At 78.5% G+C, this 19,230-nt stretch carries 18 protein-coding genes; 8 read left to right on the top strand and 10 right to left on the bottom strand.

Annotated elements, in window-relative coordinates; translation table 11 throughout:
- Position 1: 1 nt before the first annotated feature.
- A complete protein-coding gene (locus tag ACRYMY_RS11235) occupies positions 2 to 271 on the top strand; it encodes a DUF4229 domain-containing protein (protein ID WP_369054922.1) in 270 nt (89 codons plus the stop codon).
- A gap of 142 nt (positions 272 to 413) precedes the next feature.
- Here ACRYMY_RS11235 and ACRYMY_RS11230 read toward each other — a convergent pair whose 3' ends face one another.
- From ACRYMY_RS11230 to ACRYMY_RS11215, 4 genes are all read right to left on the bottom strand, one after another.
- Positions 414 to 737 (bottom strand): hypothetical protein, encoded by a 324-nt coding sequence (locus ACRYMY_RS11230; protein WP_432547340.1) that lies wholly within the window; start codon positions 735 to 737, stop codon positions 414 to 416.
- Between the two features lie 61 nt (positions 738 to 798).
- Complete coding sequence (locus ACRYMY_RS11225) at positions 799 to 1,695, bottom strand: 1,4-dihydroxy-2-naphthoate polyprenyltransferase (RefSeq protein ID WP_432547350.1); 897 nt, start codon at positions 1,693 to 1,695, stop codon at positions 799 to 801.
- 191 nt (positions 1,696 to 1,886) lie between these two features.
- Positions 1,887 to 2,207: a PLD nuclease N-terminal domain-containing protein gene (locus tag ACRYMY_RS11220; RefSeq protein WP_432547339.1), complete on the bottom strand. Its 321-nt coding sequence runs from the start codon at positions 2,205 to 2,207 to the stop codon at positions 1,887 to 1,889.
- A gap of 50 nt (positions 2,208 to 2,257) precedes the next feature.
- Complete coding sequence (locus ACRYMY_RS11215; protein ID WP_432547338.1) at positions 2,258 to 3,601, bottom strand: AMP-binding protein; 1,344 nt, start codon at positions 3,599 to 3,601, stop codon at positions 2,258 to 2,260.
- A gap of 220 nt (positions 3,602 to 3,821) precedes the next feature.
- On the opposite strand from ACRYMY_RS11215, the gene ACRYMY_RS11210 reads away from it, so the two are divergent.
- Both ACRYMY_RS11210 and ACRYMY_RS11205 read left to right on the top strand, forming a co-directional pair.
- Positions 3,822 to 6,200, top strand: coding sequence for a putative bifunctional diguanylate cyclase/phosphodiesterase (locus tag ACRYMY_RS11210; protein WP_432547337.1), 2,379 nt, complete (start codon positions 3,822 to 3,824; stop codon positions 6,198 to 6,200).
- Positions 6,201 to 6,375: 175 nt separating this feature from the next.
- Positions 6,376 to 7,896, top strand: coding sequence for a putative bifunctional diguanylate cyclase/phosphodiesterase (locus ACRYMY_RS11205; RefSeq protein ID WP_432547336.1), 1,521 nt, complete (start codon positions 6,376 to 6,378; stop codon positions 7,894 to 7,896).
- 31 nt (positions 7,897 to 7,927) lie between these two features.
- On the opposite strand, the gene ACRYMY_RS11200 is transcribed toward ACRYMY_RS11205, so the two are convergent.
- Genes ACRYMY_RS11200 through ACRYMY_RS11180 form a run of 5 tightly spaced genes read right to left on the bottom strand, consistent with a single transcriptional unit; the run spans position 7,928 to position 13,015 of the window.
- Positions 7,928 to 8,869: a 1,4-dihydroxy-2-naphthoyl-CoA synthase gene (locus ACRYMY_RS11200; RefSeq protein ID WP_432547335.1), complete on the bottom strand. Its 942-nt coding sequence runs from the start codon at positions 8,867 to 8,869 to the stop codon at positions 7,928 to 7,930.
- Between the two features lie 9 nt (positions 8,870 to 8,878).
- Complete coding sequence (locus ACRYMY_RS11195; RefSeq protein ID WP_432547334.1) at positions 8,879 to 10,693, bottom strand: DEAD/DEAH box helicase; 1,815 nt, start codon at positions 10,691 to 10,693, stop codon at positions 8,879 to 8,881.
- 58 nt (positions 10,694 to 10,751) lie between these two features.
- The gene (locus ACRYMY_RS11190) at positions 10,752 to 11,687 is read right to left on the bottom strand and encodes a cupin domain-containing protein (RefSeq protein ID WP_432547333.1); all 936 of its coding nucleotides are present in this window, start codon (positions 11,685 to 11,687) and stop codon (positions 10,752 to 10,754) included.
- A 48-nt stretch (positions 11,688 to 11,735) separates the two neighbouring features.
- Positions 11,736 to 12,203 carry an anthrone oxygenase family protein gene (locus tag ACRYMY_RS11185; RefSeq protein ID WP_432547332.1) on the bottom strand — a complete coding sequence of 156 codons (468 nt, stop codon included), beginning with the start codon at positions 12,201 to 12,203 and terminating at the stop codon, positions 11,736 to 11,738.
- Positions 12,200 to 13,015: a Rossmann-fold NAD(P)-binding domain-containing protein gene (locus ACRYMY_RS11180; protein WP_432547331.1), complete on the bottom strand. Its 816-nt coding sequence runs from the start codon at positions 13,013 to 13,015 to the stop codon at positions 12,200 to 12,202. The genes ACRYMY_RS11185 and ACRYMY_RS11180 overlap by 4 nt, the downstream gene beginning before the upstream one ends.
- 150 nt (positions 13,016 to 13,165) lie before the next feature.
- On the opposite strand from ACRYMY_RS11180, the gene ACRYMY_RS11175 reads away from it, so the two are divergent.
- Positions 13,166 to 13,555, top strand: coding sequence for a tautomerase family protein (locus ACRYMY_RS11175; RefSeq protein ID WP_432547330.1), 390 nt, complete (start codon positions 13,166 to 13,168; stop codon positions 13,553 to 13,555).
- A 48-nt stretch (positions 13,556 to 13,603) separates the two neighbouring features.
- A complete protein-coding gene (locus ACRYMY_RS11170) occupies positions 13,604 to 14,617 on the top strand; it encodes an o-succinylbenzoate synthase (RefSeq protein WP_432547329.1) in 1,014 nt (337 codons plus the stop codon).
- A 70-nt stretch (positions 14,618 to 14,687) separates the two neighbouring features.
- On the opposite strand, the gene ACRYMY_RS11165 is transcribed toward ACRYMY_RS11170, so the two are convergent.
- On the bottom strand, positions 14,688 to 15,125 hold the full coding sequence (locus tag ACRYMY_RS11165) for a PaaI family thioesterase (RefSeq protein ID WP_432547328.1): 438 nt from the start codon (positions 15,123 to 15,125) through the stop codon (positions 14,688 to 14,690).
- 74 nt (positions 15,126 to 15,199) lie between these two features.
- Between ACRYMY_RS11165 and menD the strand changes: the two genes are divergently transcribed.
- The 3 genes from menD (at position 15,200) to ACRYMY_RS11150 (ending at position 19,165) form a co-directional block, all read left to right on the top strand.
- Positions 15,200 to 16,966: a 2-succinyl-5-enolpyruvyl-6-hydroxy-3-cyclohexene-1-carboxylic-acid synthase gene (gene menD / locus ACRYMY_RS11160; RefSeq protein ID WP_432547327.1), complete on the top strand. Its 1,767-nt coding sequence runs from the start codon at positions 15,200 to 15,202 to the stop codon at positions 16,964 to 16,966.
- 88 nt (positions 16,967 to 17,054) lie between these two features.
- The gene (locus tag ACRYMY_RS11155) at positions 17,055 to 17,777 is read left to right on the top strand and encodes a demethylmenaquinone methyltransferase (RefSeq protein ID WP_432547326.1); all 723 of its coding nucleotides are present in this window, start codon (positions 17,055 to 17,057) and stop codon (positions 17,775 to 17,777) included.
- Positions 17,778 to 17,875: 98 nt separating this feature from the next.
- Positions 17,876 to 19,165, top strand: coding sequence for a geranylgeranyl reductase family protein (locus ACRYMY_RS11150; protein ID WP_432547325.1), 1,290 nt, complete (start codon positions 17,876 to 17,878; stop codon positions 19,163 to 19,165).
- Positions 19,166 to 19,230 lie beyond the last annotated feature (65 nt).

Here is a 19,230-nt window from a genome sequence, read left to right as displayed (position 1 = left end):
CGTGTTCGTGGCGTTCCGCTACTCGGTGCTCCGGCTGAGCATCTTCGTCGGGTCCCTGCTGCTGCTGTACCTGCTGGGCGCGCGCGGCTGGCTGGCGCTGGGCCTGGCGGCGGTGGTCTCGGTGCTGCTGTCGCTGGTGCTGCTGCGCAAGCAGCGCGACGCGATGGCCGCCGAGGTGCAGCGCCGCGTGGACGCCCGCGTCCAGGGCGGCGGGCGGCGCTCGCGCTTCGAGCGCGGGCTGCGCGAGGACGAGGACGCCGAGGACCGCTGAGGCGCCCTCGCCACCCACCCGCGCTCGACCCGCCGTGATCTTGCACCGAGTCACAGCGGGGACCCCGCGAGGGTGCCGGGGACGCAGCCGCTGTGACTCGGTGCAAGATCACGGCGGGTGGGGGCGGCGGGGGGAAGGTCTCTCAGCGCAGGGGCAGGTCGCGCAGCAGCTCGGGGCGCTCGCGCTCCAGGGCCGCGAGGTCGATGTGCGTCGGCAGGACCGCCGCGCGCCCGCCGGCGGGGTCGTCGCCCGGCCCGGCGTCGTCGCGCTCGGCCTCGTCCAGCGCGGCCGCCAGCACCTCCAGCACCCGGCGCACGAGGACGGGCTCCTCGGCGGCCGTCACGTCCAGGCGCGCCAGCAGCTCCTCGTCGGCGGTGACGACGTGCTCGCTGCTGCTGCCCGACCCCGTCGTGAGCACCGCCGCGTAGCGGTGCGCGCCGTCCGCCCGGACCTCGACCTCCGTCACGGCGCGCAGCCTAGGGCCGCGCGCGCCGCGGGGCGCCCGGACGCGCCGCTCACCGGGTCGCTCACAGGGCCAGGCCCAGCGCCAGCAGCGCCCCGGTCACCAGCTCCAGCTGCCCGGTGCGCTGCAGGACGGGCACGAGGTCGCGCCCGCGGGCCCCGCCGAGCACGGCGCGCACGGGCGGCACGGCCGGGACGACGGCCAGCAGGACCAGCAGCGCCCACGGGTGCCGCGGTGCGCACGCCAGCGCCGCGACGAGCGCACCGGCGACGGTGCCCGCGTACAGCAGGCGGGTGCGCTCCTCGCCGAGGCGCACGGCCAGCGTCCGCTTGCCCGCCACGGCGTCGGTGGGGACGTCGCGCAGGTTGTTGGCCAGCAGGATGGCCACGGCCAGCAGCCCCACGCACACCGCGCCGGCCAGCGCGACGGGGCTGACCCGCCCGGCCTGCACGTAGGTGGTGCCCAGGACGGCGACGAGGCCGAAGAAGACGAAGACGAAGACCTCGCCCAGCCCGGCGTAGCCGTAGGGGCGCTTCCCGCCGGTGTAGTACCAGGCGGCCGCGATGCTGGCGGCGCCGACGAGCAGCAGCCACCACGCCTGCGCGAGGGCCACGACGGCCAGGCCGGCCAGCGCCGCCACGGCGAAGCAGCTGAAGGCCGCGTCGCGCACGTGCCGCGGTTCGGCGGCACCGGAGCCGACGAGGCGGAAGGGCCCGACGCGGTCGGCGTCGGTGCCGCGGACGCCGTCGGAGTAGTCGTTGGCGTAGTTGACGCCCACCTGCAGGGCCAGGGCCACGACGAGGGAGAGCACGGCGGTGCTCCAGCGCACGCCGTCCAGGGCCGCGGCGGCGCCCGTGCCCACGAGGACGGGGGTCAGCGCGGCGGGCAGCGTGCGGGGGCGGGCCCCGGCCAGCCACTGCCGCGCGCTCGCGCGGCGCCGGGTCGGGGGCGTGGAGGGCAGCTCGCTCAGCGGGTCGGTCCCGGCCGCCTCGGGAGCGGCGGGGCCGGTCGAGGGGCCGGTCGAGGGGCCGGTCGAGGGGTCCGGCGGGGGGTCAGCGGGCTGCGGCACGGCGGACCACTGTGCCAACGACGGCGCGCCGGTGCCCGCCCGGGTCCCGGGCCGGCACCGGCGCGCTCCTGGTCGGGGGCCGGTCAGCGCGGCGGCTGCTCGCGCAGGCGCCGCAGGAAGTCCTCGTCGTCGTCGGGGCCGCGCGGCGGCGCCGAGGGCGACCCGCCGGGGCCGCCGTAGCCGCGACCGCCTCCGCGGCCGCCGCCGCCGCCGTGCCCGCCGGGGGGCAGGGGGCGGCCCGCGATGAGGTAGGCCGCCGGCCCGACGAGCGGGACGAAGATCACGAGGAGCACCCAGGCCCACCGGGGGAACATGCGCACCTCGGTGTCGCGGGACTGCGCGATGCTGAACAACGAGTAGACGGCCAGTGCCAGGGGAACCAGCACGGCCAGGGCGCGAAGCACGGTCATCCCTCCCACTGCCGCCGGCCGGTCGGACGCCGGCGGCCGGTCCGTCACCTGCTGGACGACCGGGCGTCGCCCGCGGTTCCCAGTCTCGCACCGGAGGCGGCCGCCAGCGCGCGGAGCGCGGAGCGGTCGGGCTTGCCGGGTCCGCGCAGCGGCAGCTCCTCCAGCAGTAGCAGCCGGCGCGGAGCGGCGGGGGCGCCCAGGCGCTGGCGGACCACCTCGCGCAGCTCCTCCAGGGAGCAGCCGCGCGCCGTGGGGACGACGACCGCGGCCACCGCCTGCCCCCACTCGGGGTCGGGGACGCCGACGACGACGACCTCGCGGACGCCCGGGTGCGCGGCCAGCACGGCCTCCACGGCCGCCGGGGCGACCTTGAGGCCGCCCGTGACGACGACGTCGTCGACGCGGCCCAGGACGCCGACGCGGCCGTCCGCCCCGAGGACGGCGGTGTCGTCGGTGCGGAAGGCCCGCCCGGCCGCGGTGCGGGTGAACGCCGGGTCGCCGGGGCGGCCGCGGTAGCCGCGCGCGACGACCGGCCCGGCGAGCACCAGCCGCCCCGCGCCGCCCTCCGCGCCGTCCGGCCCGGGGACGGGCCCGGGGTCGCGGTCGAGCGAGGCGACGACGCCGTCCAGGGGCACGCCGTCGTACACGCAGCCGCCGCAGGTCTCCGAGGAGCCGTAGGTGGTCACGACGCGCGCGCCGGCGGCGCGGGCGCGCTCCAGCAGCGCCGGCGGGGTGGCGGCGGCGCCGACGAGGACGGCCGCGCAGGAGGCCAGGGCGGCGCGCGCCTCCTCGCCCTCCGCTCCGGCGGCGTCGAGCAGCCGGGCCAGCTGGGTGGGCACGAGGGAGGTCAGCAGCCGGGTGCCCGTGGCGCGGGCGACGGCGGCGGTGAAGGCGCGGGGGGTGAAGCCGTCCGCCAGGTCCGCGACGACGGGCTCGGTGCCCGCGCGCACCGAGCGCAGCAGGACCTGCAGGCCGGCGACGTGGTGGCCCGGCAGCGCCAGCAGCCACTGCTCGTCGCCCCGCCCGCCGGGGCCGGCGGCGGCGCCGGGACCGCCGAGCCGGGTGGCCGTCGCGGCCGCGGACGCGCGCAGCGCCCCCGCGCTCAGGAGGGCGGGCTTGGGGGCGCCGGTGGAGCCGGAGGTGGCGACGACGACGGCCGTGGGGTCCGCGGGGTCGTCCTCGCCGCGGGTCAGCGGCTGGCCGGCGCCGACGGCGGGGTGCGGGGCCCGGTCGGCGGCGTGCGGGTGCAGGGCGTCGCCGCGCCCGTCGAGGGCCCGGGCGAGCGCGGGCAGCAGCCGCAGGACGCCCTCGCCGGCGGGCACGGGCAGCGCGAGGACGCGCCGGGCGCCGTGTCCGGCCGGGAGCGGGTCGGGGTGCGGGCGGACCACGCCAGGAGGGTAGGCCGCCCGCCGGATCCCTCCCGTCCCGTCCGCCCCTGCTGTCACGGTCTGTCAGGATTAGTCCACGCAGAGGAGTAACAAGCGGGCGATCGGGTGAAGCAGGTCCGCCGATCGGGCGGTCCGGGCACCCTGGTGGTCGATGGAGCGTGACCGCGCATGATCGGAGTGTCAGGATGGCGCTGCTCGCGCGCTGGCGGGGGAGGTGACGATGAGCACAGGGGTCCGGGTCGAGCGCCCGCTCGGCGGCATCGTGTTCGACGCCGTCGTGGCGGCCGCGGCCGTCCTCGTGACCGTCCACGCCCTCGTCTCCTTCACCTCCGACGCCGAGCTCGCCGACCTGCGCGCCCTCGGCCTGTGCCTGCTCGTCGGACTGCCGCTGACCCACCTGCTGACCCGCTTCCCCTTCCAGCTGAGCATCCGCCACGCCGGGGTCGAGGTGCAGTTCGACGTCGGCGTCCTCGTCTTCCTGCTGTGCTTCACCACGCCCCGGACCGCCGTCCTGGCGTGGGTGCTGTGCGTGCTGCCGACCCAGCTGCTGCAGCGGCGCCGGTGGGTCAGCCGCGTCTTCAACGCCTCCATCGGCGTCCTCTTCGCCCCCGTGGCCCTCTTCGTCCTCGAGCGGCTCGGCGCGGGCGGCCCCGGGCCCGGCGGCGAGCTGCGGGCCGTCCGGCTCGACCACTCGCCGTACGAGGTCCTCGCCGTCCTCCTGGCCGTCGTCGCCGTCTTCTGCGTCGACACGCTCGTCTCCGCGGTCTCCGTGGCCCTGCACGAGCGCACCAGCGTCCGCAGCGAGCTGTCCGACTTCGGGGCCTGGCTCAGCGGTGGCACCGCCGTCGCCGTCGGCGGGCTCGGCTACCTCGGCGGGCTCGTCGAGGCCGAGATCACCCCGCTGGCCGCGCTGCTGCTCGTCATCCCGCTCGTCGTGACGATGATCGCCACCAAGGCCATGCGCCAGACCCGCGACGTCGCGCGCCGCACCGAGGCCCTCTTCGAGGCCGCCACCGCCCTGCACACCCAGGGCCGGCGCGCCGACCTGGCCCGCGCCCTGCAGAAGCACGCCCGCATGGTCGCCGGCAGCCCCGCCGCCACCGTCCGCTCCGTCGGCCCCGCCGAGGGCGAGATCGGCGTGCCCGTCGTCGCCGGCGACGGCGTCGTCCTGCACATCACCGCCCCCAAGCAGCGCGACCCCGCCCACCGCGCCTCCGACGAGAAGGCCCTCGAGGCGCTCGCCAGCGTCGGCGAGGCCGCCTTCTTCCGGGTCAGCGCCAGCGAGGAGATGCACGGCCTGGCCCGCCGCGACGTCGTCACCGGCCTGCCCAACCGGCTGCAGTTCGCCGAGCAGCTGGGCCGCGCCCTCGACCGCGCCCGCGAGACCGGCGCCCTGGAGCGCCTCGTCGTCCTCTACCTCGACCTCGACGGCTTCAAGGGCGTCAACGACCGCTTCGGGCACGAGGCCGGCGACGAGCTGCTGCGCGTGGTCGGCCAGCGCCTGCGGGACACCCTGCGCGAGGGCAGCACCGTCGCCCGCCTCGGCGGCGACGAGTTCGCCGTCCTGCTGCCCGAGTGCACCGACTCCGAGGGGCTGTGCCGGCGGGTGCTGGCCGCGCTGCGCGTGGAGGTGCGCATGCGCGGGCACGTGCTGCGCGTGCAGGGCAGCATCGGGCTGTCCCGCGCCCGCCCCGGCGACGACGTCGGCACCCTGCTGCGCAACGCCGACACCGCCATGTACCGGGCCAAGGCCACCGGCAAGAACCGCTGGGTGGAGTTCCGGCCCGAGCTGCTGGAGGAGGAGATCGCCCGCCTGCAGGTCATCGAGGACCTGCAGCAGGCCCCCGCCGAGGCGTTCGTCGTGCACTACCAGCCCATCGTCGACCTGCGCAGCTCCGAGGTCGTCGGGCTGGAGGCCCTCGTGCGCTGGCGCCGCGACCGCGGCGGCAGCGTCGAGCCGCTCGTGGGGCCGGAGGAGTTCATCGGCCTGGCCGAGCGCTCGGGCACCGTCGTGGGCATCGGCGACGCCGTGCTGCGCACCGTCGCCCGCGACGCGGCCGTCCTGCAGGCGCGCGCCGGCCGGCCCCTGGACCTCATGGTCAACGTCTCGCCCGTGCAGCTGCGCCACCCCGACTTCGCCGCCCGGGTGGCGGGGGCGGTGCGCCAGACCGGCGCGAGCGGGTGCCGGCTGCACCTGGAGATGACCGAGAGCGTGATGATCGACGACGACAGCGCCGACGTGCTGCGCGACCTCGCCGAGACGGGCGCCCAGCTGACGATCGACGACTTCGGCACCGGGTTCTCCTCCCTGGGCTACCTGCGGCACCGCCCCTTCACGTCGTTCAAGATCGACCGCAGCTTCGTGCGCGACATCGCCACCGAGCCCACCGCCCGCGCCCTCGTGGAGGGCATGGTGAAGATGGGCCAGGCCCTGGACCTCGCCGTGGTCGCCGAGGGCGTCGAGCACCCCGAGCAGGCCGAGATCCTGCGCGGCATCGGCTGCGGGCTGGCCCAGGGGCACCTGTACTGCACGCCGCGGCCGCTGGAGGACCTGCAGGACACCGTCCTGGCCCGCGCGGCGCGTCCCCTCACCGCCTGACGGCCCGCGCCGCCGTCCCCGCGCACCACCCCTCGGGCGGGGGACGGCCGGAGGGGTGACGTGGTTGGACCGAGCGGGCGGTCGCCCGCCGCGCGCGTCAAGCGCCGGGCCGGCGGGGACGACGTGTGCTGCACCGCTCCGGCAACCCGCCGGGCCCGGCGCGCAGGAGGTCCGCGTGCTGCTCCTGCCCGCCCACCCGTCGCTCCCCCCGCCCGCGGGCGTCGACCTCGGCTGCCTGCTCCTGCTGCTGGCCCTCGGCGCCGCCGCCGGTGTCCTGCTCTCCGGCGCCGCGGTGGCCGCCGTCGTCCTGCTGCGCCGTGCCCGCCCCGGCCGCTCCCGCGGCGCCGGCGGGACCCGCGACGGCGGTGCGGTGGACCGGCTGACCGGCCTGCCCACCGGGAGCGCCTTCGCCGCGGCCGTCGCCACGGCGCTGGCCGAGGACGCGGCGGAGCCGGGGCGGCCGGAGGGGACCGGCGGCACCGAGGTCGCCGTCGTCCACCTGGCGCTGGACGGCTTCCGGGAGGTGAACCTCGCGCACGGGCGGCCCGCCGGCGACGCCGTGCTCACCGAGGTCGCCCGCCGCCTGCGGGCCGGGGTGCGCGGCGGCGACGTCACCGCCCGCCTCGGCGGCGACGAGTTCGCCGTCCTCCTGCACGACGCCGAGGGCGCCGACCGCGCCGCCACCCGCCTGCTGGAGCTGCTCGCCGCGCCCGTCGTCCTGGCGGGCCCGGGGGCCGGCCCGGCCGCCGCCGTCGCGCTCACCGCCAGCGCCGGCGTCGCCACCGGCGGGCGGCCCGCCCGGGAGCTCCTCGCCGCCGCCGAGCGCGCCCTGCGCGCGGCCAAGGACGCCGGCGGCGGCTGCGCCCGCCGCTGGGACGCGGCCGCCGAGCGCGAGCGCGCCGCCGAGGGCGCCGCCGCCGAGCGGCTGCGCCGCGGCATCGACGACGGCGAGCTGGAGGTCCACTACCAGCCGTGCGTCGACGTGGACTCCCGCGTGGTCAGCGGCGTGGAGTGCCTCGTGCGCTGGCGCCGCGACGGCGAGCTCGTCCCGCCGGACGCGTTCGTCGGCCTGGCCGAGCGGCACGGCCTCGTCGCCGACCTGGGCCGCGAGGTGCTGGCCCAGGCGGTGCGCGACGCGCCGCTGCTGGCCGCCGCCGCCGGGCACGACGTCGTCGTCGCCGTCAACGTCTCCGCCCCGCAGCTGCGCGACCCCGCCCTCGTGCCCGCCGTGCGCCGGGCCGTGGCCGACCTGGCGCCCCGCCGGCTGGTCCTGGAGATGACCGAGAGCGTCCTGGTCGCCGAGGACGACCACACCACCGCCGTGCTGGAGGCCCTCGTGGAGGCCGGCGCGCACCTGTGCGTCGACGACTTCGGCACCGGCTACGCGACGCTGGCCTACCTGCGCCGCCGGCCGTTCACCGCCTTCAAGGTCGACCGCTCCTACGTGCGCGAGATCGAGACCGACGCGCGCACCCGCGCCCTCGTCGAGGGCCTGGTGCTGCTGGCGGCCGCCACGGGGATGGGCCTGGTCGCCGAGGGCGTGGAGACGCCCGAGCAGGCGCGGCTGCTGCACGGCATGGGCGCCCCCACCCAGCAGGGGTTCCTGCACGCGCGGCCCGAACCGCTGGCCGGCGCGCTGTGGACGATCCGCCGGCTGACCCGCGAGCTGCGCGAGGCGCCCGTCCCCGTGGCCTGAGCGGGACCCGGGCGCAGCGGGCGGCCCCGGCTCAGAAGTACCAGGGGAAGCGGCTCCAGTCCGGCTCCCGCTTCTCCAGGAACGCGTCGCGGCCCTCGACGGCCTCGTCGGTCATGTACGCCAGGCGCGTGGCCTCGCCCGCGAACACCTGCTGGCCGACCATCCCGTCGTCGGCGGCGTTGAACGCGAACTTCAGCATTCGCTGCGCGGTGGGGGACTTGCCGTTGACCGCGGCCGCCCACGCCAGCGCCGTCTCCTCCAGCTCGGCGTGCGGCACCACCTCGTTGACCATGCCCATCGCGTGCGCCTGCTGCGCCGTGTACGGGCGGCCCAGGAAGAACACCTCGCGGGCGAACTTCTGCCCCACCTGCCGGGCCAGGTACGCCGAGCCGTAGCCGGCGTCGAAGGAGCCGACGTCGGCGTCGGTCTGCTTGAAGCGGGCGTGCTCGGCGCTGGCCAGCGTCAGGTCGGCCACCACGTGCAGGGAGTGCCCGCCGCCGGCCGCCCAGCCGGGCACGACGGCGATGACGACCTTCGGCATGAACCGGATGAGGCGCTGCACCTCCAGCACGTGCAGGCGCCCGCCCTCGGCCGCCGCGCGCGCCGCGTCGACCGTGTCGGCGGTCTCCCCCTCGGCGTACTGGTAGCCCGAGCGCCCCCGCACCCGCTGGTCACCGCCGGAGCAGAACGCCCACCCGCCGTCCTTCGGGCTGGGCCCGTTGCCCGTCAGCAGCACGCACCCCACGTCGGGGGTGCGGCGGGCGTGGTCCAGGGTCCGGTGCAGCTCGTCGACCGTGCCCGGGCGGAACGCGTTGCGCACCTGCGGCCGGTCGAACGCGATGCGCACCGTGCCGCGCTCCGGGCCCGGGCGCACGCACCGGTGGTACGTGACGTCGGTGAGGTCCGCGAACCCGGGCACCTCCTCCCACGCGGAGGGGTCGAACGTCTCGCTCACACCGTCCAGGGCTGCCACGCCGCGACCCTAGGACGGGTCCGCGGACCGGTCGACGCCGCCCGCCCGCGGCCCGCGGCCCGCGGGCCGGTCGCGGCGCACCGTCGGGCGCTTGCCGCGCAGCGTGGCCCCGCGCAGGCCGCGGATGACCTCCTCGGCCCGGTCGGCGGGGACCTCCACCAGCGAGAACCGCTCGGCGATCTCGATGGCGCCCACGTCGCGGCCCGTCAGGGACGACTCCCCGGCGATGGCGCCGACGAGGTCCTGCGGGCGCACGCCCGCGCTGCGCCCCATCCCGACGAACAGGCGCGTCACCGGGCCGCCGTCCCCGCGGCGTCCCGCCGGGCCGCGGCCCCTGCCGCGCCCGTCCGGCCCGCCCCGGCCCGCCGGGCCGCTGGCCGGGCGCTCCTGCGGGATGTCCTCCTCGTCGCCGTCGGGGCCGCCGGTGGCCTCGTGGGCGAGCTTCACCGCGGCGAGGGCGATCTGCACGACGTCGAACTCGTCGCCCAGCGCCTCCACGACGCCGCGGAAGCGGTCCAGGTCGTCGGTGAGCAGGCTCTCGCGCAGCGCCGCCCGCGTCAGCTCCAGGCGGCGGGCGTGCAGGTCGGCGACCGTGGGCAGCGCCTGCACGGCGATCCGCTGCCCCGTCACCCGCTCGATCGTCTTGAGCATCCGGTGCTCGCGGGAGTCCGCCAGGGTGATCGCCACCCCCTCGCGGCCGGCGCGCCCCACCCGCCCGATGCGGTGCACGTACGACTCCGGCGCGCTGGGCACGTCGTAGTTCACGACGTGGCTCAGGTGCTCCACGTCCAGGCCGCGCGCGGCGACGTCCGTGGCCACCAGCAGGTCCGCCGTCTGCGCCCGCAGCCGGCCCAGCACCTTCTCGCGCTGGTCCTGCCCCATGCCCCCGTGCAGGGCCTCGGCGCGGTAGCCGCGCCCGTTGAGGCTCTCGGTGACGGAGTCCACCTGCTCGCGGGTGCGGCAGAACACCAGCGCCGCCGTGGGCGCCTCCACGTCGAGCACCCGGCCCAGCGCCGCCGTCTTGTGCGCGCGCGGCACCAGGTAGGCGCTCTGGCGCACCCGCGGCACCTCCCCGGTGGCCAGGGGGGCGCTCTCGACCTGCACGCGCACCGGCTCGCGCAGGTGCCGCCGCGCCAGCGCCGCCGTGCGCGCCGGCATCGTCGCCGAGAACAGCACCGTCTGCCGGTCCTCGGGCGTCGCGTCCAGGATCGCCTCGATGTCCTCGACGAAGCCCATGTCGAGCATCTCGTCGGCCTCGTCGAGCACCACCGTCCGCAGCGCCGCCAGGTCCAGCGCCCCGCGGCCCAGCAGGTCCAGCGCCCGCCCGGGCGTGGCCACGACGACGTCCGTGCCGCGCGCCAGCGAGCGCAGCTGCTGCCCGACGGGGGTCCCGCCGTACACCGGCAGCACGCGCACCGACAGCTCGCGGCCGTACTTGTAGACCGCCTCGGACACCTGCACGGCCAGCTCGCGCGTCGGCGCCAGCACCAGGGCCGTGGGGGTGCCGGGCCGCTCCGGCAGCGGGGCCAGGGCCTGCAGCAGCGGCAGCGCGTAGGCCGCGGTCTTGCCGGTGCCCGTGGCGGCCAGCCCGACGACGTCGCGCCCGGCCAGCAGCGGCGGCACGGCCTCGCGCTGGATGGGCGTGGCCTCCTCGTAGCCCAGCGCGGTCAGCGGGCGCAGCAGCTCCTCGCGCAGGGACAGGTCGGCGAAGCCCGTCCCGTCCTGCTCCTGCTCCTGGTCCGGCTCCACGTCCCGCTCCCGGTCGTCCGGGGTCCGGTCGCCGGGGGCCTGGTCGTCGGGTGCGCGGTCGTCGGGTGCGCTCATGCGGCGAGTGTGCCCACCGCGCGGGCCGCCGGCGCCACGACCCCGGCCCGACCCCGCCTCACGGGGGGCCGGCGCCCCCGGGCCGCCGCGCCCGGTAGGCGCTCGGGCTGGCGCCGTAGCGCCGGGTGAAGGCGGCGCTGAAGCTGAAGGGGGTGGCGTACCCCACCTCGCGGGCGACGCTCGCCAGCGTGCGCCGCGGGTCGGCCAGCAGCAGGTCCGCGCCGAGCGCGAGCCGCGCGTGCGTCAGCCACGTCGTCGGCGGCACCCCGACGGCGGCGGTGAACCGGCGCGTCAGGGCCGAGCGGGACAGCCCGGCCCGCCGGGCGAGCAGCGCGACCGTCCACGCCCGCGCCGGGTCGGCGTGCACGAGGTCGAGCACGGCGCGCACCGCCGGGTCGGTGACGGTGCCGGCGGGCCCCGCGCCCGCCGCGGCGGGCAGGGCGCGCAGCGCGGCGACCAGCAGCAGGTCCAGGAGCCGGTCCAGGACGCCCGCCTGCCCCGCGGCCTCGCGCTGCACCTCCCGCGCCAGCAGCGCCAGCAGGTCCGGGTCCGGGCGGGGCACGACGACGGCCCCGGGCAGCGTGGCCAGCAGCACCCGCCCGACCTCGCCGCGGCTGCGGAAGGTGCCCACCACGAGGCGGTCGGGGCCGGCGGGGTCGTTGCCCCACGTGCGCACGCCCCGCGTCCACGGGGCCAGGTCGCGCCCGTCCGCGGCCGCGCACGACTGGCCGGCCCCGACGACGGCCCGGGGCGCGGCGCCGGGGGAGTCGGCCAGCACGTACTCCTCGGTGCCGCGCACCAGCAGCACGTCCCCCGGGGCCATCGGCACCGACCCCGACCCCGTCGTCACCCACGCCGAGCCGGCCACGAGCGCCACCACCGACAGCGGCGCCTCGTCGAGCACGCGCACCGACCACGGGGCGGCCATGACGACCTGCAGGACGAACGCCCCCCGCGCGCGGGGACCGTCCAGCGCGGCCGCGAGGTGCTCCACGCCCCCGACGCTAGGCCCCGCGCGGACCCCGGCGCTGGGTCCCCGGCGCTAGGTCCCCGGGACGGCCAGGCCCAGGGCGAGCGCGGCGGCGGTCGTCGCCGCGGCGCGCACCGCGTTCCACCGCCGCCAGGGGGCCTCGTACCCGCGACGGGCGCGGGCCGGGTCACCCGCCGTGGCGGCGAGCGCCGCGTTGAGCGGCAGGTTGCGGGTCGCCGTGACCGCCGCACCGACGACGTGCGCGGCCACGGCCACCGCGAGGGCCGTGCGCGTCCCGGGGGAGGCGCCCGGCGACGCGGCGGCCGCGGCGGCGAGGGTGAGCGCGGGCGCCCCGAAGAAGAGCGCCGCGAACCCGGGGTTGCGCACGGCCCGGTTCACCGCCGTCGTCGTCTCCACGAACACGCCGTCCGACGTCCGCCGCAGCCCGGGGAGCACCGCGCAGGAGAACCCCGCGTACAGGCCGGCGAGGAGACCGGTGTCGACCAGGGCGGCGAGGACGAGGCCGCGGGCCGCGGTCACCGCGCCACCGCGGCCGGTGACCAGACGCCCGTGTCCGCGGTCGCGGTCGCGTAGTCGGTGAAGTCCCGGGGCGGGCGGCCCAGGACCCGCTCCACGTCACCGGTGGGGGTGGCGTTGCGGCCGTCGAGGACGAGCGCGAACAGGTCGGCGAGCTCGGCGGGCAGGCCCTGCGCGACGAGCTCGGCGGCGCAGGCGTCCCGGGTCGAGGGGACGTAGCGGACCTCGTGCCCGCTGGCGCGGGTCAGCTCCGCGGCGACGTCGGCGAAGCTCAGCGGCCGGGGCCCGGACAGCTCCAGCACCGCGCCGCGGTGGCGCCCGCCGAGCAGCACCTCGACGGCCACGTCGGCGACGTCGTCGGCGTCGACGAAGGGCTCGACCGCGTCCCCGGCCGGCAGTGCGAGGGTCCCCGACCGCACGGCGGGCAGCAGGAAGTGCTCGGAGAAGTCCTGCGCGAACCAGTTGCACCGCAGCACCGTCAGCTCCGGACCGGACGCGCGGACGGCGTCCTCGGTCGCCGCGGCGCCCTCCTCCCCGCGCCCGGACAGGAGCACGAGGTGCTCCACCCCCTCGGCGCGGGCGGCGGCCGCGAACGCCCCGAGCAGCTGCGGCACCCCGGGCAGAGCGAGGTCGGGGTGGAAGGCGAGGTAGGCGCTGCGGGTGCCGGCCAGGACCGGTCCCCAGGTCGCGCGGTCGTGCCAGTCGAGGGGCGGGGTGCCGCGGCGGGAGCCGACGCGGACGTCGGCGCCCCGGGCGAGCAGGCGGGCGGTGACGCGGCGACCGGTCGTGCCGGTGCCGCCGAGGACGGTGATCACGAGGACCTCCCGGGAGTCGTGGGCTGGTGCTCCCAGTCGACCCGCGCGGTGCCGGCGGGACCATGCCGCCGCGGCGCGCGGGCATGCGCGGACGGCGCACAGCCCTGCCCGAATGTGTCAGTATGTCCTGACAAACCACCGGAGGTGACCGTGCCCCTGCTCCGCTTCGACCTCGTCGCCGGCCGCACGCCCGAGGAGCTGCGCTCCCTGCTCGACGCCGCCCACGCCGCCGTCCTGGAGGCCTTCGAGGTGCCCGCCGGCGACCGCTACCAGGTCGTCCACCAGCACCCCGCCGAGGAGCTCGTCGTCGAGGACACCGGCCTCGGCATCACCCGCACGCGCGACGTCGTGCTCCTGCAGGTCACCAGCCGCCCCCGCCCGGTGGAGCAGAAGCAGCGCTTCCACCGGCTGCTCACCGAGCACCTGCAGCGCTCCTGCGGCACCGACCCCGCGGACGTCGTCGTCTCGCTCGTCGAGAACTCCGACGCCGACTGGTCCTTCGGCCACGGCCGCGCCCAGTTCCTCACCGGCGAGCTCTGAGGCCCCGCCCCGGCCGCGGCCCGCCGCCGGCCGGGGCAGGCTGGGCGCGTGCTGCCCCCGCTGGCCGACCTGCTCGACGCCGCCCGCGTCGTGCGCCTGCCCCTGCGCCGCCGCTTCCGCGGCGTCACCGAGCGCGAGGCGCTGCTGCTGCGCGGTCCCGCCGGGTGGGGGGAGTTCTCCCCGTTCCTCGAGTACGCCCCCGCCGAGGCCGCGCGCTGGCTCGCCGCCGCCGTCGAGGCGGCCTGGACCGGGTTCCCGCCCGCGCTCCGCGACCGCGTCGAGGTCAACGCCACCGTGCCCGCCGTCCCCGCCGACGACGTGCCCGCCGTCCTGGCCCGCTACCCCGGCTGCCGCACCGCGAAGGTCAAGGTCGCCGAGCCCGGGCAGGACCTCGCCGACGACGTCGCCCGCGTGCGGGCCGTGCGCGAGGTCCTCGGCCCGGACGGGCGCGTGCGCGTGGACGCCAACGCCGCCTGGGACGTCGCCGCCGCCGAGCGGGCCCTCCTCGCGCTCGCCGAGGCCGCCGGCGGGCTGGAGTACGCCGAGCAGCCGTGCGCGGGCCTGGAGGAGATGGCCGCGCTGCGCCGCCGCCTCGCCCGCGCCGGGGCGCCCGTGCCGCTGGCCGCCGACGAGAGCGTGCGCAAGGCCGAGGACCCCCTGCGGGTGGCCGGGCTGGAGGCCGCCGACGTCGTCGTCGTCAAGGTCGCCCCGCTCGGGGGGGTGCGGCCCGCGCTGGAGGTCGCCGCCGCCTGCGGGCTGCCCGTCGTCGTCTCCAGCGCCCTGGACACCTCCGTCGGCCTGGCCGCCGGTGTCGCGCTCGCGGCCGCCCTGCCCGACCTGCCGCACGCCTGCGGGCTGGGCACCGCCGCGCTGCTGGCGACCGACGTGCGCCCCGACCCGCTGCTGCCCGTCGACGGCGCCCTGTCCGTCGCGGCCGCGCTGCCCGGTGGCACCGCGCGCGCCGACGACGCCCTCGTCGACGCCGCCCGGGCCCGGCCCGAGCGCGAGCGCTGGTGGCGCGAGCGCCTCACCGCCTGCCACGCCCTCCTCGCCGCCCCCTGACCCCCGCCACCCCTCCACCCCTCCGTGATCTTGCTGGGAAACCCTGCGAGATCACGGAAGCGGGGTGCGGTCAGGGGGTGCGGGGGCGGACCAGGTTGGTGATCCGGGCGGTGCACAGGCGCCGGCCGGCGTCGTCGGTGAGGACGACCTCGTGGCTGCACAGCGTCCGCCCCAGCGAGATGGCCGTCGCCACGCCCGTCACCAGGCCCGACGTCGCCGAGCGGTGGTGCGTGGCGTTGATGTCCGTGCCGACCGCGACCGCGTCGGGCCACACGTGCAGCATCGCCCCGATCGAGCCGAGCGTCTCCGCCAGCACGCAGCTCGCCCCGCCGTGCAGCAGCCCCGTCACCTGGGTGTTGCCCTCCACCGGCATCGTCCCCACCAGCCGCTGCGCGGTGCCCTCCAGGACGCGGATGCCCATCCGCTCCACCAGCGCGCCCTGGGGCAGCTGGCCGAGCAGGTCCCCCACGGTGAGGGGGGAGGGCGCGGCGGGTGTGGGATCGGTCACGACGGGAGGTTCCCACGCCCCGTCCGGCCCTCCTCGGGCGGCGGGCACCCCCGTGGGCGGGGGACGATGAGGCGGTGTCCACGGATGAGGCGGTGACCGCGCCGAACCCCTCCACCGCGCTGGCGACCACCGTCGTCGACGCGCTGGTCGGTCTCGGCCTGCGCCACCTCGTCCTCTCGCCCGGTTCGCGCAGCGCGCCGCTGGCCTACGCCGCCGCGGCCGCCGACCGCGCCGGCCGGCTGCAGCTGCACGTGCGCGTCGACGAGCGCGCCGCCGGCTTCCTGGCCCTCGGCCTGGCCCGCGGCGGCGCCCGCGACGGGCAGCTGCCGCTGGTGGCCGTGGTCACCACGAGCGGCACGGCGGTGGCGAACCTGCACCCGGCGGTCCTGGAGGCCCACCACGCCGGCGTGCCGCTGGTGGTGCTGTCGGCCGACCGCCCGCACGAGCTGCGCGGCTCCGGCGCCAGCCAGACCGCCGACGCGCAGGCCCGGATGTTCCTGCCGTCGGTGCGCTTCTCCGCCGACGTGCCCGCGCCGACCGACCCGCAGCGGCAGGCCCCGGCGTGGCGCTCGGTGGTCTCCCGCGCGGCGGCCGCCGCCCGCGGGGCGCGCGGCGGGTCCCCGGGCCCGGTGCACCTGGACATCGCCTTCGCCGACCCGCTGGTGCCCGGCGGCCCCGTGGGCGCCGGCCCGTCCGGGGACCGGCGCGGCCTGACCCGCGTCCTGGCGCCCGCCCCGGCCGCGCCGGTGCTGCTGGAGCGGGGCCTGCCGACGGTGGTGCTGGCCGGCGACGCCCCCGACCCCGCGCTGGGGGTCGCGGCGCGCGAGCTGGCCGAGGCCGCCGGCTGGCCGCTGCTGGCCGAGCCGGGCTCCGGCGCGCGCAGCGGACCGGCCGCCGTCGGCCCGTACCGGGTGCTGCTGGAGGCCGAGGACGCGCAGGGCCCGCTGGGCGCGGCCGTGGAGCGGGTCGTCGTCTTCGGCCACCCCACCCTGTCCCGACCGGTCTCGCGGCTGCTGGCGCGCGACGACGTCGAGCTCGTCGTCGTCAGCCCCGGCGGCACCTGGTCGGACGCGGGGTTCCGGGCGAGCGCGGTCGTCCCCGCGGCGCGGGTGGCCGGCCCGGCCACCGCCGCGGAGGCGGAGCTGGCGGGCCGCTGGGCGCGCGCGGGCAAGCTGGCCCGCGAGGCCGTGGACGCCGTCCTGGACGGCGGCGCGGGCGAGGACGGGGACGGGACGCCCGACGACGGGCTGAGCGGTCCGTGGGCGGCCCGGGAGACGGTCGCCGCGTGCGCCGCCGACGGCGCGGCGCTGGTGGTCGCCGCCAGCAACCCGGTGCGCGACGTGGACCTGGCCGCGCACCCGGCCGAGGTGCCCACGACGACCAACCGCGGTCTGGCGGGCATCGACGGGACGCTGTCGACGGCCTCCGGGGTGGCGCTGGCGCGCGGCGGCCCGGCCCGCGTGCTCGTGGGGGACCTGGCGTTCCTGCACGACGCCAACGCCCTGCTGCTGGGCCGCGACGAGCCGCGCCCGGACCTGACGGTCGTGCTCGTCAACGACGACGGCGGCGGGATCTTCGAGACGCTGGAGCACGCGGCGGCGGTGCCGCGCGACGTGTTCGAGCGGGTCGTGGCGACCCCGCACGGGGTGGACGTGGCGGCCCTGTGCGCGGCGCACGGCGTCCCGCACACCGCCCCGGCCACGCGGGCGGAGGCGCTGGCGGCGCTGCGGGCGCGCCCGGCGGGGCTGCGGGTGGTGGAGCTGCGGGTGGACCGGTCGCTGGTGCGCCCGCGGGTGGAGCGGATCGCCACCGCGGTGCGCGCAGCGGTCGCGGCGGGCTGAGGCGGTGGCCGTGGACGACGCCGGGGACGACGCCGGGACCGCTGCGCCCGCCCGGGCGCCGCGCGGGCCCGGCTGGGACGATGGCCCGGTGACCGAGCCGGTGTCCCGCCCGCAGGAGCTCGCGGACCTGTCCAAGCGGCCGCAGCAGGTGTCGGCGATGTTCGACGGGGTCGCCGAGCGCTACGACGTCACCAACGACGTGCTCTCCGCCGGGCAGGACCGGCTGTGGCGGCGGGCCGTGGTGCGGGCCGTGGACGCCCGGCCGGGGGAGCGGGTGCTGGACCTGGCGGCGGGCACGGGCACCTCCAGCGAGCCGTTCGCCGACCGCGGCGTGCACGTGGTGCCGTGCGACTTCTCCCTGGGCATGGTCCGCACCGGCAAGCGCCGGCGCCCGGACCTGCCGTTCGTGGCCGGCGACGCGACGCGGCTGCCGTTCGCCGACGGCGTCTTCGACGCGGTGACGATCTCCTTCGGGCTGCGCAACGTGGTCGACGTGGACCGGGCGCTGCGGGAGATGGCGCGGGTGACCCGCCCGGGCGGGCGGCTGGTGGTGTGCGAGTTCTCCACCCCGCCGAACCGGTTGGTGCGCGGCGCGTACGGCGCGTACCTGCGCCGCGGCCTGCCGCGGGTGGCGCGCCTGGTCAGCTCCCACGACGGCGCCTACGGCTACCTGGCGGAGTCGATCGGGGCGTGGCCGGCGCAGCCGGAGCTGGCGCGGCGGGTGGCCGCGGCCGGCTGGGAGCGGGTGGCGTGGCGGGACCTGTCCGCGGGCGTGGTCGCCCTGCACCGGGGGGTGCGGGCGGCGAACTAGACTCCCGGGACTTCGTGAAAGTCTTCACGAGCAGTCGTGGGGACGAGGGACGGGGCGCCGCGGTGGCGCCCGGCGAGCAGAGGACGTGAGGAGCGCAGGTGCAGCCTGGAGCGGCGGGGGAGCGCGCGGCCGACGTGGTCGTCGTGGGCGCCGGCCCCGCGGGGTCGACGGTCGCGCGCCACCTGGCCGCCGCCGGGCGCCGCGTCGTCGTCCTGGAGAAGTCCGCCTTCCCCCGCGAGAAGGTCTGCGGCGACGCCCTGACCCCGCGCGCCGTGCAGGAGCTGCGCGCACTGGGCCTGCCCACGCCCCGCGAGGAGGGGTGGCTGCCCAACCGGGGCCTGCGCCTGCTCGGCGGCGGCGTCCGGCTGCAGGTGCCGTGGCCCGACCTCGCCGACGCCCCCGACCACGGCGTCGTGCACACCCGCGCCCGCTTCGACGAGGCGCTGGCCCGGCACGCGCAGGCCGGTGGCGCGCAGCTGCACGAGCTGACCAGCGTGACCGGCCCGGTGGTGGACGAGCGCACCGGCCAGGTCGTCGGCGTGCGCGCCCGCCCGGTCGACGAGCGCGGCCGCAAGGCGGGGGAGGAGACCGTCTGGCGCGCCCCCGTCGTCGTCGCCGCCGACGGCGTGGGCGGGCGCCTGGGCCTGGCGCTGGGCCTGCACCGGCGCGAGGACCGCCCGCTGGGCGTGGCGGTGCGCACCTACTTCCGCTCCCCGCGCCACGACGACGACTGGCTGGAGAGCTGGCTGGAGCTGCACGACCCGGCCACGGGGACGCTGCTGCCCGGCTACGGCTGGGTGTTCGGCGTGGGCGACGGCACCTCCAACGTGGGCCTGGGCGTGCTGGGCGGGGACGTCGGCACGGTCGACCACCGCGAGCTGCTGCGCCGCTGGCTGGCGGGGATGCCCGCCGAGCACCGCTTCGTGGAGGAGGAGCAGGTCGGCCCCGTGCGCGGGGCGGCGCTGCCGATGGCGTTCAACCGCACCCCGCACTACACGCGCGGGCTGCTGCTGGTCGGCGACGCCGGCGGCATGGTCAACCCGTTCAACGGCGAGGGCATCGCGTACGCGATGCGCTCGGCGCGGCTGGCGGCCGAGGTCGTCGACCGCGCCCTGGACGCCCCCGACGAGCGCGCCCGCGAGCGCGCCCTGCACGGCTACCCGGCCGCGGTTCGCGCGGACCTCGGCGGGTACTACACGCTGGGTCGCGTGTTCGTCTCGCTCATCGGTCACCCGGAGGTCATGCGGGTGGCGACGCGCTACGGGATGCCCCGCCCGGGGCTGATGAAGCTCGTCGTCAAGCTGCTGGCCAACCTGGCCGACCCCACCTCGCGGGACGCCTCCGACCGGCTCGTGGTGGCCCTGAGCCGTCTGGCGCCGGCCTCGTGAGCGCCCCGGGCGCCGCGGGCGCCGGCACGAGCGCGCCCACCGGCCCGGCCGCGCACCGGACGGTG

This window comes from Kineococcus haloalkalitolerans (genome assembly GCF_050871905.1).
Taxonomy (GTDB): domain Bacteria; phylum Actinomycetota; class Actinomycetes; order Actinomycetales; family Kineococcaceae; genus Kineococcus.
This window is presented reverse-complemented; position numbering and strand designations above follow the sequence as displayed.